Raw genomic sequence first — 14439 nt, forward strand, 5'->3', positions numbered from 1 at the left:
CCAGCCCCTCCCCCGCACCCCGATACGAAGCTCTCCTGCGGTCTGGGGTGGCTTGTCAAGGCATCTTTCCCGCCTTGACAAGCCACCCCAGACCGTCAGCACAATCAAGCTTCGGGGTGCCCCACGCAACCACGTGCGCAATGTCGCCGCCAGGCGACGAGCCGCCACGAACAGCCGACTACCCAAGATCAATACGAGGCCGAGTCCGCACAGTCCCGAACAACAACGCCTGCCCAGTAGCCGCCATATGATCTGAAATCACCTGCTGCGTCTTGACCGGATCCCCGGACTCAATAGCAGTGACGATCTCCAAATGCCGCCCAGCGCTCATATTCGACAGCGCCCGCTCAAGCCCCCGATACATGATGCACATCCGAATCGCCCCCTCGAGCAGCTTCCAGGACCGCACCAGCGCGTCATTGTCCGTAAGCTCCACAAGCAGCTCATGGAACGCCAGATCAGCCTCGATCTGCGCCTCCAGCGACACCCGCTCCGCACGAGCCATCGCATCGACCGCTTTCCGCAGCTTGGCGCAGTGCTCCTCCCGGTAGTAACTCGAGGCCAGCGTCTCCCCCGCGAGCGCCTCCAGCGCGGCGCGCACGGTGAAGGTGTTGATGATGTCCTTCTCGTTGATCGAGCGCACGGTGACGCGACCCCGCTCGCCGTACGAGACCAGGCCTTCCTGCTGCAGCTCGCGCAGTGCCTCGCGCAGGGTGCCCCGGCTGATCCCGAGCTGCTCGGACACCTGGACCTCGCCGAGGTGGCTGCCGGGCGGGAACTGGCCGGTGGTGATCGCCTCGCGCAGCGTGTCGACCGCCATCTGGCGCAGGTTGCGGCCGGGTTGGCTGGCCGAAGCCGGACGGCTCACCGCACGCCTCCTCTCTGACTCGGCGTCAGCACCGTTCGTAGTCGTCGAGCAACTGTACCTTCGCCGCGCTCGGCGACCGGTCGTCGAAGGCGTACCCGAGCCATTCGCGCACGAGCCGGCGGGCGAGTTCGAGACCGATCACGCGCTGGCCCAGGGCAAGCACCTGGCAGTTGTTGGACAGCACCGAGCGTTCCGCGGAGAACGAATCGTGCGCGGTGGCCGCGCGGATCCCGGGCACCTTGTTCGCCGAGAGCGCCATGCCGATCCCGGTCCCGCACACCAGCACCGCGCGGTCGACCGTGCCCGCCCGGATCGCCTCCCCCGCGGCGAGCCCGATCTCCGGGTACGGCCGGTGTTCGTCCTCGGCGCCGCGGTGCACGCCGAGGTCGAGCACCTCTGACACCCGCGGATCCGCGCGCAGGTCGCGGGCGAGTTGTTCCTTGTAGTCCAGGCCGGCGTCGTCGCAGCCGACCGCGATCCGGTAGGTCATCGGATTCCTTCCGCGAGAGTGCGCACGATCAGTGCGAGGGAAACGGCACCGGCGTCCGGGGTGCCGACACTGCGTTCGGCCAGCGGGCGCGCCCGGCCTTTCTTCGGGGTCAGCGCGGCGGTGTCCCGCGCCGCGGCTTCCGCGACCGCGGCCGCTTCCGCCCACGGCTTCCCCACCACCAGCGCGGTACGGAACGGTTCGAGCGCGTCGACCATCGTCTTGTCGCCCGGTTCGGCGCCGCCGAGTCGCACGACCCGGTCGGCGAACGCGTCGACCACGACCCGGACGTCGACGACCCCCGATTCCGCACCGATGGCCTCTCCTGCCGCGCGCAACCCGGCGCCCCACAGGACACCGGACGTGCCACCGGCCCGAGCGGCCCACTCGTCCCCGGCGGCCGCGAGGCAATCGCCCGCGCCCGCCCCGTCGTGCCAGGCGGACTCGGCGCCCGCGAGAGCAGCGTCGATGCCGCGGACCATGCCGCGTCCGTGGTCGCCGTCCCCTGCGACGGCATCGATGGCACCCAGCTCGGTTTCGGCTCCGTGCAAGGCTTTTCGGACCGCGCGCAGGCCGTCCAGCACCGCTTCGGCGAGCTTTCGCGACTCAGGCGAGGCAGCGGCGTAACGCGGCGCAGCGGGTTCGGCCACGACCTCGGCTGCCGGAGCGGCGGCCGGTTCGTGCCGGGTTTCGCCGCGACGGAAGGCGGGCGTGGCGGCGGGCGCGCGCCACCAGCGTTCCAGTTCCTCGTCCAGCCAGGTCACGGTGAGTGAAACGCCCGCCATGTCGAGGCTGGTGACCAGTTCGCCGACCTCCGGGAGCACCGGCGTGTGGCCGGATTCCCGCAGCAGCGCGGCGATCCGGGTCCACAGCACGAACAGTTCCTCGTGCTTGACCGAACCGAGGCCGTTGAGCACCACCGCGACGCGATCGCCCGCACCGCCGGGCTTTTCGGCGAGGATCCGGCCGACGAAGTCCTCGGCCAGGACGGCGGCGGACGGGAGCGGGAGGTCGCGCAGCCCGGGTTCGCCGTGAATGCCGAGGCCCAGCCCCATCTGCCCGTCCGGGACGGTGAACAGCGGGGTGTCCGAGCCGGGGAACGTGCAGCCGGAGAACGCGGTGCCGATCGTGCGGGTCGCCGCGTTGGCCTTGCGCCCGGCGCGCACGACCGCGTCGAGATCCAGGCCTTCTTCGGCGGCCGCGCCAAGGATTTTGAAGACCACGAAGTCGCCGGCGATGCCGCGCCGCTGCTCCGCTTGTTGCGGCGGGGCGCTGGCGATGTCGTCGGTGACCACGACGTGTTCCGCGCGGATCCCGCGTGCCCGCAGCGATTCCGCGGCGAGACCGAAGTTGAGCACGTCGCCCGCGTAGTTGCCGTAGCTGAACACCACTCCGGCGCCGGAATCCGCGGCTGCCGCCACCGAACAGGCGTCCTGCGCGGACGGCGAGGTGAAGAGGTTGCCGCTCACCGCGCCGTCGGCGAAACCCGGCCCGATCACGCCGTAGAACGCCGGGTAGTGCCCGGATCCGCCGCCCGGCAGCACCGCGACTTTCGGCCGGGCGGGCCGGTCCGCGCGCACCGCGCCGCCGGGCACCCGCCGCACCGCGCCTGCGTGCAGATCGCAGAACCCGGCGAGCGCGTCCTCGGCGAACGCCGCCGGATCGTCGTAGAGGTAGGTCATCGCGTGTGCTCCGTCCTCAAGGGAGGGTCAGTGGAGGAACGAGCCGCCGTTGACGTCGATCGTGGTGCCCTGCAGGTAGCCCGCGTCGTCGGTGGCGAGCCAGGCGATCACCCCGGCGACGTCGTCCGCGGTGGCCTGCCGGCCGAGCGGGACGCTGCGGGTGATCGCGGCTTCCAGTTCGGCGGTGGTCGATTCGGCGCGGATGTCGGTCTCGACCGCGCCGGGCGCGACCGCGTTCACCGTCACCCCGGCGTCGCCCAGTTCCCGCGCCAGCGCCTTGGTGAAGCCGAGGATCGCGGCTTTCGCCGTGCTGTACGGGGTCCGGCCGAACACGCCGCCGCCCTGCTGCGCCGACACCGAGGACATGTTCACGATCCGTCCCCAGCCCGCCTCGATCAGGTCGGGCAGGAACGCTTTCGTGACCAGGTAGGTGCCGGTCGCGTTGACCGCCAGCACCTTGTTCCACAGGTCGAGCGTCGTCTCCAGGAACGGCACCGGCGAGGTGATGCCCGCGATGTTGACGACCGCGCCGACGCCGGGCAGGCGGCCCGCGTCGACGTCGGCCCGCACGGCCGCGTACGCGGCGAGCACGGACGCTTCGTCGGCGACGTCGACGCCGTGCGAGAAAGCGGTCGCACCGGTCGCGGCGAGTTCGCCGGCCACTTCCTTGGCGGCGGGCTCGTCGAGGTCGAGCACGACGACCGCCCAGCCGTCCCTGGCGAAGCGGGCGGCGGTGGCGCGGCCGATCCCGCGGGGCGCGCCGGCTCCGGTGATCACGGCGGTGCGACGGGTTCCGGTCATGTCCGTTGTCTCCTTGGCGTCAGAAGGGAATCAGAGGGCGGCGAGATAGGCGGCGGCTTTGACCGCGGCGGCCGGACGTTCCTCGTCGGTGACGTCCCGCGTTTCGAGTTCGAGAGAGCTGTGGCCGCGGTAGCCCGTGGCGCGCAGCGCGGCGAAGGTCGCGGCGAAGTCCACGTCGCCGTTGCCGATGCTCAGGTTGATCTGGCCCGGCGTCGCGTCGCGGAGGTGGACGTGCGCGATCCGTCCGGCGAACCGGTGCGCGAACGCGGCCGGGTCGCCGCCGGACGCGACGATGTGGCTGGTGTCGAGGACCAGCCCGACCGCCGGGTCGAGCCGGTCGGCCAGCTGACCGGCGAGGTCGACCGTGTGGCAGAGCCGGTACAGATGCGGCGCTTCGCACCACAGCTCGAGGCCCCGGCTCGCGGCCAGCGCCGCCGCCCTGCCCAGCTGGTCGGCGACGAGGTCCAGATCCGCTTCCAGGCTCGTCACCGGCTCGTGCGACAACGCGCCGCACGGCAGCACGAGCGCCCGCGCCCCGCACGCGGCGGCCAGGTCGAGCAGCCGCCGCAGGTGGGCCGCCCGGTCCGCCGCCTCCGCCGGGGCGAGCGGGCGGTTCAGGTCGCCGACGTCGCCGTTGACCGAGCGCACCGCCAGCCCGGACGCACGCACCTGCCCGGCGACGATGCGCACCGCCGCGTCGGTGAGGTCGTACGGCACGTGGTCGCAGACCCCGGGCAGCGCGCCGAGGTCGATCTCGGCGAAGCCGCAGTCCGCGACAACCGCCAGCGCGGCGGGCAGAGGCAGGTGCCGGAAGCTGATCGTCGAGCAGCCCGGCGAGGGGAGGCGTTCCATGGTCGGCAATGTTAACAGAGAAGTGTCAACAGACAAGTCCACGTCGAATGATCAGCTCTCACAAGGGATTATCTCCGGTATTCACTGTTGACAGAGCAGCCAGCAGAGCGCACGATACGCTCCATTGTTGACAGCCAGGCAGCTCGATTACTGTCGAGACGGCCGCTGGAAGAGAGAGGCGATCGACATGCGCAGCGAAGCGCTCACCATGCGGGGCCCGGTGCACGGCACCGCGGACGCCCGCCGGGTGGCCTGGGGCTCCACCGCCGGGGCCGTGATCGAGAGCTACGACTTCATCGGGTTCGGCACCGCCGCGGCGCTCTACCTCGGCCACGCCTTCTTCCCCGGCGCGTCGCCGATCGCCGGCACGCTGTCGGCGTTCGCGACCCTCGGCGTCGGATTCATCGCACGGCCGCTCGGCGGGATCGTCGGCGGGCACCTCGGCGACCGGATCGGGCGCAAGCCGGTGCTGGTCGCGTCGCTCATCATCATGGGGCTGGCGACCTTCGCCATCGGCCTGCTGCCGACCTACGAGACGGCGGGCGTGCTCGCGCCGGTCCTGCTGGTGACCGTCCGGATCGTGCAGGGCCTCGCCTACGGCGCCGAGTGGAGCGGCGCGATCCTGATGACCTACGAGCACGCGCCGTGGCTGCGCAAGGGCAGGTTCACCGGGATCGTGCAGTCCGGGTTCCCGATCGGGCTGCTGCTGGCGAACCTGGTGTTCCTCGTGTCGGTGAACCTGCCCGGCGACTGGGCGTGGCGGGTACCGTTCCTGGCCAGCCTGGTGCTGGTGATCGTCGGGCTGGTGCTGCGGGCGAAGGTGCCGGAATCGCCGGTGTTCCAGGACGTGCGCGACAGCGGCGACCTGGTGAAGGCCCCGATCGCGGCGGTGCTGCGCGACGACTGGCGCAACGTGGTGCGCGGCATCGGCCTGCGGATCGCCGAGACGGCGGGCTACGCGGTGTCGATCACCTACCTGATCTCGTACCTGAAGTCGGAAAAGCTCGCCAGCAGCGGGGAAACGATCCTGGCGCTGTGCATCGCCTCGGCGATCGGCATCGCCGCGACCGTCGGCTGGGGCGCGCTCACCGACCGGGTCGGCCGCCGCTCGGTGTACGTCTGGGTGACGCTGTTCGCCGCGCTGTGGGCGATCCCGATGTTCCTGCTCGTCAACACCGGCACGCTGATCGCGATCGTGTGCACCGTCGTCGTCTCCTACGGCGTCTGCCAGAACGCGCTCGCCGGATCGCAGGGCGCGTGGTTCCCGGAGCTGTTCCAGGCGGGCACCCGCTCCTCGGGCGCCGCGCTGGCCTATCAGATCTCGGCGATGATCTCCGGTCTCACCCCGTTCGTCACGACGCTGCTGTTCCTCGGCATGGGCTGGCTCGGCCCGGCGCTGCTGTTCCTCGCGTTCTCGCTGCTCGGCCTCGTCTCGGCGCTGGTGACCCGGGAAACCTGGGGCCGCGCGGAGCGCGAGGCGGCCCGCGCGGCGGTCGCGAGCTCCGCGCCGGCCGCCCAGCCCGCCGCCTGAATCCCTGTCGCCGAAAGGAAAATCGCTGTGAGTCTCGACCTGATGACGCCGACTTCGTTCCGGCGACGGCTGGACGCCTGCGCGGAATCGGCGTACCGCATCCGGATGGGCGTCCTCGACGAGGGCGAAGCGCAGGGCGAGGGCTACGTCGGGCAGGCGCTCGGCGCGGCCGACCTTCTCGCCGTGCTCTACCGCGACGTCCTGCGCTTCGACCCGGCGGATCCGGAGTGGCCGGACCGCGACCGGTTCCTCCTGTCCGTCGGCCACTACGCCCTGCTGCTCTACTCCGCACTCGCCGAGGCCGGGGTGCTCCCCCGCGAAGAACTGGCGACCTACGCCGCGGACGGCTCGCGGCTGCCGATGTCGGCGATGGCCACCTACACGCCCGGCGCCGAGATCTCCGGCGGTTCGCTCGGCCACGGGCTGGGGCTCGCCGTCGGGATGTGCCTCGGGCTGCGCGCGCAAGGCCGGACCGGGCAACGGGTCTTCACGCTGTTCAGCGACGGCGAACTCAACGAAGGGTCGACGTGGGAGGCCGCGATGAGCGCGGCGAGCTGGCAGCTCGGCAACCTCGTCGCGTTCGTCGACATGAACGGGCTGCAAGCGGACGGACCGACCCGTGACGTCCTCGCCCTCGACCGCCAAGAAGACCGCTGGCGCGCCTTCGGCTGGCACGTGCAACGCGTCGACGGCAACGATCCCGAGGCGTTGCTGCGCGCGGTGGACGAGGCGACCGGCAACGCGTCGGCCGTCGGACAGCCGCACCTGGTCATCTGCGACACCGTGGTCGGCAAGGGCGTCCCGTTGCTCGAAGGCCGGGAAAAGCTCCACTTCATGAAGATCGCCGCCGAGGAATGGCCTGTGTGCAAAGAGCAGCTGACCGCCGGACACGAGAAGAGGACCCGCCGATGACCGTCGCCCAGCCGCAGCGCTCGGCCGCGATGATCGCCTCGATCGCCGACCCCGGGGTGCGCACGACGCGGGCCCCGTTCGGCGACGCGCTCGTCAAGGCGGCCGAGGCGGACCAGCGGATCGTCGGGCTCGCCGCGGATCTGGCGAAATACACCGACATGCACGTGTTCGCCCGCGCGTTCCCGGACCGGTTCTTCCAGATGGGCATGGCCGAGCAGGTGATGATGGCCGCCGCCGCGGGCATGGCCGAGGTCGGCCAGATCCCGTTCGCCGCCACCTATTCGGTGTTCGCCACCCGGCGCGCCTACGACTTCCTGTGCCTCGACATGGCCGAACCGGGGCTCAACGTCAACATCGTCGCGGCGTTGCCCGGCCTCACCACCGGCTACGGCCCGAGCCACCAGGCGACCGAGGACGTCGCGATCCTGCGCGGGATGCCCGGACTGACCATTGTGGACCCGTGCGACGCGGTGGACATCGAGCAGGCCGTGCCCCAGCTCGCCGCGGCACCCGGCCCGAGCTACACCCGGCTGCTGCGCGGCGCGGTCCCCCGGATCCTCGACGACTACGACTACTCCTTCGAACTCGGCAAAGCGAAACTGGTCCGGCCCGGCGACGACGCCGTTTTCGTCTCCTCCGGCCTGATGACCATGCGTGGCCTCCTCGCCGCCGAGCAGCTGGCGAAGCGGGGAATCGACGTGGCGGTCGTGCATTGCGCGACGCTCAAGCCGTTCGACGAGGAGACCGTGCTCGCCCAGATCGCGGGCGACCGTCCGGTGTTCACCCTCGAAAACCACAGCGTGATCGGCGGCCTGTTCGAAACCGTCGCCGCCGCCCTCGCCCGGCGCGGCATCGGCAAGAAGGTCGTGCCGATCGCCCTGCCGGACGAATTCCTGGCCGCCGGCGCGCTCCCGACGTTGCACGACCGCTACGGCATTTCGACGAACGCCGTGACCGACCGGGTCCGGGAGGAGCTGTCCGCGCGGGCCTGACCGAACTGGCGCGCGCCGGACGTCTTACGCCCGCCCGGATTCGTCCGGGCGGGCCAGCCGCTCGACCAGATCCAGCTCGAGCCGGACGTTGGCGAGAATCCCTTCCACCGTCGGGGATTCCGGTGCGCGGTCGTCGCTCCGGACGGTGCGCACGGCCATCTCCGCGAGCTGGTCGGCGGTTTCCTGGTCGTCGCCGCCTTCCTGGTGCCACCAGGCGATCCAGTTGAGCATGCCGATGACGCCGAGCGCCGCGGTGCGCGGGTTGACGTTGCGGAAGCTTCCGTCGGCGATGCCGCCGTCGATCACCTCGACGAGTTCCTTCAGCACGCGCCTTCGGCTCGCCCGGTAGGACTTCGCGAGGTGCTCGGGCAGATCGGATTCCGACCGGATCATCAGCCGGAACCGGTCCGGGTCCGCCATCTGGTGCAGCGCCAGCGTCTGTGCCATGCGCCGCAGCTTCGCCGACGGGCTCAGGTCCGCCAGCGCGTTGATCTCGCGGAGCAGCTGGGCGGGCTGGTCGGCGATCTCGCTGACCAGCTGGGCGAACAGGTCGTCCTTGCTCGCCACGTAGTGGTAGACCGCCTGGCGGGTCAGGCCGGTCGCGTCGGCGATGTCCTGCAGCGTCGTCCCGGCGACCCCGCGCTCGGCGAACAGCCGGGCGGCGTTCTCCTTGATCTCCCGTTCGACCAGTTCGCGCCGCACGCTGGGGCGGCCCCGGCGTTTGGGCGGCGGGTCGGCGGCAGGGGAAGTCATAGCGGCCAAGGCTAGTCCATCACCCGGTGAAGGCCACGAGATCGACACGCTCGCTGGCGAGCGCGCCCGCGGCGACGGCCCGGAACCCGGCGGGCACGTCCGCGACCAGGAGCGCGCCGGTCGCGCGGCGGATGCGCTCGCCGAGGTCCAGCCGGTCGAGGGTCGCCTCCCGGTCGCCGGGGCCGGTCAGCCAGTACGCGCTCGCGGGTGGCAGGCCCGCGATCAGTTCGGCCGCCTCGGGGCTCCACGGCCGGACCGAGATCTCGACCGGCAGCGTCCCGGCCGCGGTCCGCAGCGCCTCCGGAGCGGTGCGGCCGGGGAACCTCCGCCCGCCCGCGGTCAGTGGCCGGTCGAGGATCCACTCCGTGACCGAGGCCGGGCACGGGACCTCGTCGGTCCCGACCCCGCCGAACGCGGCGAGACCGGGGACGGCGACCTGCGGCGCGGACTCCGCGAACCGGTCGACGGGCACCTTCCCGGCCCGCGTCATGTACGCGACCATCAGCTGCTCCACCGGCATCGACAGGCGCTCCGGGAACGAGTCCCACCACGCCATCGAGCGTTCGGCGATGGACTGCAGGTGTTCGACGGCGGGCCGCCGCTCCGCCTCGTATGCGGCGAGCGCGTCGTCGAGGCCGTCGGCGACGAGCACGGCCCGGTCGAGCGCGATCGCGTCCTCCATGGCGAGTTTCGTCCCGGAACCGATCGAGTAATGGGCGGTGTGCGCGGCGTCTCCGAGCAGGACCACGTTGCGCGTGTGCCAGCGGCGGCACCGGATCGTGCGGAACCGGAGCCATTTGGTGCGATTGCCGATCAGCCGGTTTCCTTGCAGGGTCTCGGAAAACGCCTCCTGGAGGTAGCCGAGCGAGCGCTGGTCGCTGTCTCCGTTGGGCGTCTCGCGGGTCGAAACGTCGAATCCCGCCCGCCGCCACGTCTGCTCGTCGGTTTCGATCAGGAAGGTGCTGCGGTCGGCGGCGTACGGATAGGCGTGCGCGACGAAGGTGCCGTGCTCGGTAGTGACCGGGGTGAAGATCGCCCGCGGCAGCGCGAAGTCGGTGCCGCACCACAGATACAGGCCCTCGCCCTCGGCGATCTCCGGACCGAACTCCTCGGCCAGGTCGGTCCGGGTCGCGCTCGAAATCCCGTCGGCGGCGACGATCAGGTCGGCATCGAGCTCCGACACCGCCCGGCGCTCGCCGAAGCGCAGCTCCACTCCGGCGGCTTCGGCGTGCTTTTGCAGTACGGACAACAAGGTCGCGCGTCCGATGGCGAGCAGTTCGCCGTGCGCGAGACGCACCTCCGAGTCGCCGACGCGCATCGACATCTCGTGCCCGTGCGAGGCGGCGACGATGCTGTCGAGCGATTCCTCGTCGGCGAGCCGCAAATTCCGCTGCGTCCGCGATGCCAGCCCGACGCCGAATCCGAAGGTCTTGTCCGGCACGCCTTGTTCGTAAACCGTCACCTCGGCGCCGGGATGACTGCGTTTGAGCAGCCGGGCGGCGTACAGGCCGCCCGGCCCGCCGCCGAGGACGGCGATGGTGTCGAGCTTCATGCTCCGGCTCCTCGCGGGGTCGGTCCGGCCGGGAGCGGTGCCGCCGCTTCGGCCCGGAGACGCTTCTTGTCGATCTTCCCGACGTTGGTCTTCGGCAGTTCCGGCACCCAGACCAGGCGTTCGGGCCACTTGAACTTGGCCACGCCGAGCCCGTCCAGATGCCGCTGCACCTCGGGCATCGTCAGGGTCTGCCCGGTCGCGGACACCAGGAACGCGCAGGCCTTCTCCCCCAGCCGCGCGTCGGGCATCGCGACCACCGACGCGATCGCGACGTCCGGGTGCTTCATCAGCAGCACCTCGACCTCCTCGGCGTTGACCTTCTCGCCGCCGCGGTTGATCAGGTCCTTGATCCGGCCCTCGATCGACACATGCCGGCGGCCGTCGACGACGTGGACCGCGGCGAGGTCGCCGGTGCGGTAGAAGCCGTCCGAGGTGAACGCGATCGCGTTGTGCTCGGGCGCGTCGAAGTAGCCCGGGATCGTGTACGGACCGCGGCAGCACAACTCGCCGACCGCGCCGTCCGGCACTTCGGTCTCGGTGCCCGGTTCGAGGATCCGGACCTCGTCCGACGGCGCGATCGGCGTGCCGACGGTCGTCGTGCGCAGGGCTTCCGGATCGCCGGACCGGCTCGCCAGGAACATCCCCTCGGACATCCCGAACATCTGCCCCGCCCACCGCGTTTCGCCGTCGTCCACGCGCCGGAACACGTCCGGCGGGACCTTCGCCCCGGACAGCACCGTGCGCCGGACCGTGGGGAGAACCGCGTCGAACTCGGCTGATCGGAGCGCCTGGTAGTGGCCGTGCCCGATGAGGACGTCGGTCACGCCGTGCTCCGCCATCAGCGCGAACGCGGCGACGTGGTCGGGATTGGCCAGGATCAGCGTCGCGCCGACCGAGTGGGCGGCGTGCAGCGCGCAGGAGATGCCGGCGTTGTGGATGACCGGGATGAGGTGCGCGAGCCGGGTGTCGGCGTCCCATCCCAGCGCCTGGGCGTACAGGAGCGCGTTGTTCCAGTACTCGGCGTGGATCCGCGGGATCACCTTCGGCACTCCCGTTGTCCCGCCGGACAATTGGAACACCGCGACGTCCTGCGGATCGGTTTCCGCCTCGACGCTTTCGACGAACGCCCGTGCTCGCGCCGGATCGATCCCGGCGCCGAGGTCCTCGATCCGGTGCGTTCCTTCTGCCGCGCCGACGGTGAGGACGGTGCGCAGCGTCGGATGTCCCTCGGCGACCTGGCGGGCGAACGCGACCAGGTCGAACCCGAGCCCGGCCTCGACCAGATGCGCCGCCGCGCCGACCTTGCGGCTGATGTGGCCGATCTCGTGCATCCGGTGCTGCGCCAGCGTCGCCACCGGCACCAGGCCCGCCTTGAGACAGCCGTACCAGGCGAGCACGATCGCCGTCCGGTTGGTCGACTGGAACAGCACCGGGTCGAGCCGGCGCAGGCCCAGGCTGCGCAGCCCGGCGGCGATCCGGTCGGTGCGCTCGTCGAGTCCGCGGTACGTGAGGGCACCTTCGGCGGTAATGAGCGCGGGGCGATCGCCTTGCCGCAGCGCGGATTCGTGCAGCCGCGCGCTGATCGGCAGGTCGCTCCATTCGCCGCTCTCCCGGTAGCGGCGGGCGCGATCGGCGGGGTACCGGACCACTCGTCCGTCCCAGTCGAATGCGGTCACTGAATGCTCCTCAGTCGATCGGCGCGGCGGTCAGCAGCGCGGTCAGTTCGCCGACGTGGTCGGGGTGGTCGGCCGGAACGACGCCGGAGTAGACCGCGGACCAGCAGCCCGGGCAGCACTGCTGGCGGAACACGACCTCGGCGTCCACGTACTCCGACGGAGCCGAAACCACCTGCGGTCCCGCCGCGCTCGACGGCCCCTCGTAGCGGGCCAGCGCCAGCTTCCCGGATTTGGTGTCGCCCAGCAGCCGGCCGCAGTGCGCACAGGCGATCACGCGGGCCTCGCCGATGGTGACCTCGGCCAGGTTGTCGTCGATCCGGCGCGCGTTGCGCAGATCCACTGTCGCCTCTTGGGAAAGCGGCGTCTCGGAACGGTCGCGCCGCTCGTCCAGCATGCTCACGCGCAACTCGGCGGTGGCGGACTCGTCGAGTTCGCCGTTCGCGATCACGACGCCGTAGTTGGTGCGGGCGCCTTCAGCGGTCACCTTGCCGTTGGCCACATCCCAGGCGACCGCGTCGGCATCGCGGCGCAGCGGATCGCCGTAGCCTCCGCCGCCCTGCCAGTGCATGTACAGCACCTCGCCGGGAGCCAGGTAGCTCTCCGCGTAGCAAGCGCCGATTTCCTTGGTGCCATTGAGTTCTTCGAGGTTGCCCGGCAGCTGGCCCGACGAAAGCAGTTCCTGGACCCCGGAATCGCGCGCCAGGATCTCGAGACCGGTGTTGCCGGGAAGACCGCCCGCGAGGCCGCCGTTCTGCGCGACCGCCTTGCCCGCGGACGCGAACACCAGCCCCATCGGCAAGCTGCTGCCGTACGGGGTCACGGCGAGCGACGCGCTCACCCCGCCGCGCATCCGCCCGGGTCCGCCCGAGTCGGGTTCTTCCCGGCGCCAGAGCGTCAGCAACGGGTAGAGGAATTCGGTCATTTCGGTGTCCGGGATCCGGCCCATCGGAATGCAGAACAGGCCGCCGGTGTCCATGCCGTCGGCCACCGGACGCGCGCCGTAGCCGCCCGCCATCGGCTCCATCAGGATGTTCAGGAACGGCGCCGGCTGCTCGCCGCGCTCGTCCAGCCCGGCCACGATCGCCGTGTCCCACGTCCCGCAGCACGACGCCTGGACGCTCTTGCCGAGGTCGACGTCGCGGTCGAGCATCTGCGCGAGGCATTCGGCGATCAGGTTCCCGGTGAGCCAGGCAGGTCCGATCGGACCCCGGCTGACCGCGGCGGGGAAGGTGGCGTTGTTGATGGTGCCCTCTTCGGAGATCAGTTCGAAGCAGCGCATCAGCCCGCCCGCGGCCCACGGGATGTCCCCGGCCAGCACCGGCAGCACGGCGAGCATCACTCCGCCGCGCATCCCGGCGTACGTGCAGTTGATGACGCCGGCCTGCGGGTCGGTGCCGGTGAAATCGAAGACCAGGCGGTCGTCCGATTTGGTCATCGCGACGGTGATCTTGTGCAGCCGGCGGTCGCCGGTCGACGCCTGGTCCTGGTAGCCGGTGGCCTTCCAGGTGCCGTCCGGCAGCCCGCGCAGCTTGGTGCGCAAACGCGCCTCGGAGTCGTTCATCATCCGCTTCATCACGGCCTTGACGGTGTCCGCGCCGTACTGCTCGATCACCGCGAGGAGCCGGTCGCGGCCGACGGTGTTGGCCCCGATCTTGGCGCGCAGGTCGAGGCCGACGAGCATCGGGACGCGCGAGCGGCGGGTCCAGGCGTCGGCGACGTCGCGCTGCAGGACGCGGTCGCGGACCACCTTGATCGGCGGCGTCGGCACCGATTCGGAGAAGACGTCCTTGGCCCCCGGGTCGAACGAGCCGAGGCCGGAACCGCCGAGATCGGGTTCGTGGCAGATCGCGCTGGTCCACGCGAACAGCTTGCCGTCGTGGAAAATCGGCTGGTACACGATGACGTCGCTCTGGTGCAGCCCGCCGCCGACCCAGGGGTCGTTGCACAGGAACATGTCGCCGTCGGCGATGCCGGGGTTGGCGGAGCGGTGCTCCAGCGTCCAGTAGATCGCGAGGTCGACGGCCCCGACCAGCATCGTGTTGTAAAGGCCCACCTGGACCTCTTGGCCCACCTCGTCGCTGACGGCGAAGTCGAAGTCGTTGGCGTCGGTGACGATCGGGGAACCGGACATGCGCTTGAGCGCCTCCCCCATCTCGTCGGTGACCGACCACAGCCGGTGCCGGATCACCTCGTAGGTGAGCGGGTCGACGGCGTCGATCTGGTCCTGGGTGACGGTGTGCAGCGGGACGGTCCCGCCGACGGCCCGGCTGAGCGCGTCGGGGTCGAGCGGGCGGCTGGAGAAGATTTCCGAGCCGGGGATCGGTGCGGTCATG

At 71.0% G+C, this 14439-nt stretch carries 12 protein-coding genes; 3 read left to right on the plus strand and 9 right to left on the minus strand.

Annotation, left to right across the window (positions count from 1 at the left end):
• Nucleotides 1-178 precede the first annotated feature (178 nt).
• The 5 genes from PUT80_RS38115 to PUT80_RS38135 are packed head-to-tail and all read right to left on the minus strand — an operon-like array spanning nucleotide 179 to nucleotide 4690.
• Nucleotides 179-868 (minus strand): GntR family transcriptional regulator, encoded by a 690-nt coding sequence (locus PUT80_RS38115; protein ID WP_199817629.1) that lies wholly within the window; start codon nucleotides 866-868, stop codon nucleotides 179-181.
• Nucleotides 869-893: 25 nt separating this feature from the next.
• Nucleotides 894-1358, minus strand: coding sequence for a ribose-5-phosphate isomerase (locus PUT80_RS38120; RefSeq protein ID WP_037812664.1), 465 nt, complete (start codon nucleotides 1356-1358; stop codon nucleotides 894-896).
• Entirely contained in the window at nucleotides 1355-3037 is a 1683-nt protein-coding gene (locus PUT80_RS38125; RefSeq protein ID WP_037812667.1) for a dihydroxyacetone kinase family protein, read from the minus strand. Before PUT80_RS38125 ends, PUT80_RS38120 begins: the two co-directional genes overlap by 4 nt.
• Nucleotides 3038-3064: 27 nt before the next feature.
• The gene (locus PUT80_RS38130; protein WP_037812669.1) at nucleotides 3065-3838 is read right to left on the minus strand and encodes an SDR family NAD(P)-dependent oxidoreductase; all 774 of its coding nucleotides are present in this window, start codon (nucleotides 3836-3838) and stop codon (nucleotides 3065-3067) included.
• A 30-nt stretch (nucleotides 3839-3868) separates the two neighbouring features.
• Entirely contained in the window at nucleotides 3869-4690 is an 822-nt protein-coding gene (locus PUT80_RS38135) for a sugar phosphate isomerase/epimerase (RefSeq protein ID WP_275295028.1), read from the minus strand.
• Between the two features lie 187 nt (nucleotides 4691-4877).
• Here PUT80_RS38135 and PUT80_RS38140 point away from each other — a divergent pair, with 187 nt between their 5' ends.
• The 3 genes from PUT80_RS38140 to PUT80_RS38150 are packed head-to-tail and all read left to right on the plus strand — an operon-like array spanning nucleotide 4878 to nucleotide 8125.
• Entirely contained in the window at nucleotides 4878-6221 is a 1344-nt protein-coding gene (locus PUT80_RS38140) for an MFS transporter (protein ID WP_037812672.1), read from the plus strand.
• A 27-nt stretch (nucleotides 6222-6248) separates the two neighbouring features.
• Nucleotides 6249-7133, plus strand: a complete 885-nt coding sequence (locus tag PUT80_RS38145) for a transketolase (RefSeq protein ID WP_308196535.1) — start codon at nucleotides 6249-6251, stop codon at nucleotides 7131-7133.
• Nucleotides 7130-8125: a transketolase C-terminal domain-containing protein gene (locus tag PUT80_RS38150; RefSeq protein ID WP_134730655.1), complete on the plus strand. Its 996-nt coding sequence runs from the start codon at nucleotides 7130-7132 to the stop codon at nucleotides 8123-8125. Before PUT80_RS38145 ends, PUT80_RS38150 begins: the two co-directional genes overlap by 4 nt.
• Nucleotides 8126-8149: 24 nt before the next feature.
• Here the strand turns inward: PUT80_RS38150 and PUT80_RS38155 are convergent, their stop codons facing one another.
• Genes PUT80_RS38155 through PUT80_RS38170 form a run of 4 tightly spaced genes read right to left on the minus strand, consistent with a single transcriptional unit; the run spans nucleotide 8150 to nucleotide 14438 of the window.
• Nucleotides 8150-8878 carry a TetR family transcriptional regulator gene (locus PUT80_RS38155; protein ID WP_043834150.1) on the minus strand — a complete coding sequence of 243 codons (729 nt, stop codon included), beginning with the start codon at nucleotides 8876-8878 and terminating at the stop codon, nucleotides 8150-8152.
• A 19-nt stretch (nucleotides 8879-8897) separates the two neighbouring features.
• On the minus strand, nucleotides 8898-10430 hold the full coding sequence (locus PUT80_RS38160; RefSeq protein WP_134666775.1) for an FAD-dependent monooxygenase: 1533 nt from the start codon (nucleotides 10428-10430) through the stop codon (nucleotides 8898-8900).
• Nucleotides 10427-12106: an AMP-binding protein gene (locus PUT80_RS38165; protein ID WP_275295029.1), complete on the minus strand. Its 1680-nt coding sequence runs from the start codon at nucleotides 12104-12106 to the stop codon at nucleotides 10427-10429. Before PUT80_RS38165 ends, PUT80_RS38160 begins: the two co-directional genes overlap by 4 nt.
• A gap of 10 nt (nucleotides 12107-12116) precedes the next feature.
• Complete coding sequence (locus PUT80_RS38170; protein WP_275295030.1) at nucleotides 12117-14438, minus strand: hydantoinase B/oxoprolinase family protein; 2322 nt, start codon at nucleotides 14436-14438, stop codon at nucleotides 12117-12119.
• Nucleotide 14439: the final 1 nt, after the last annotated feature.

This window comes from Amycolatopsis sp. La24 (assembly GCF_029087445.1).
Classification (GTDB): Bacteria; Actinomycetota; Actinomycetes; order Mycobacteriales; family Pseudonocardiaceae; genus Amycolatopsis; species Amycolatopsis nivea.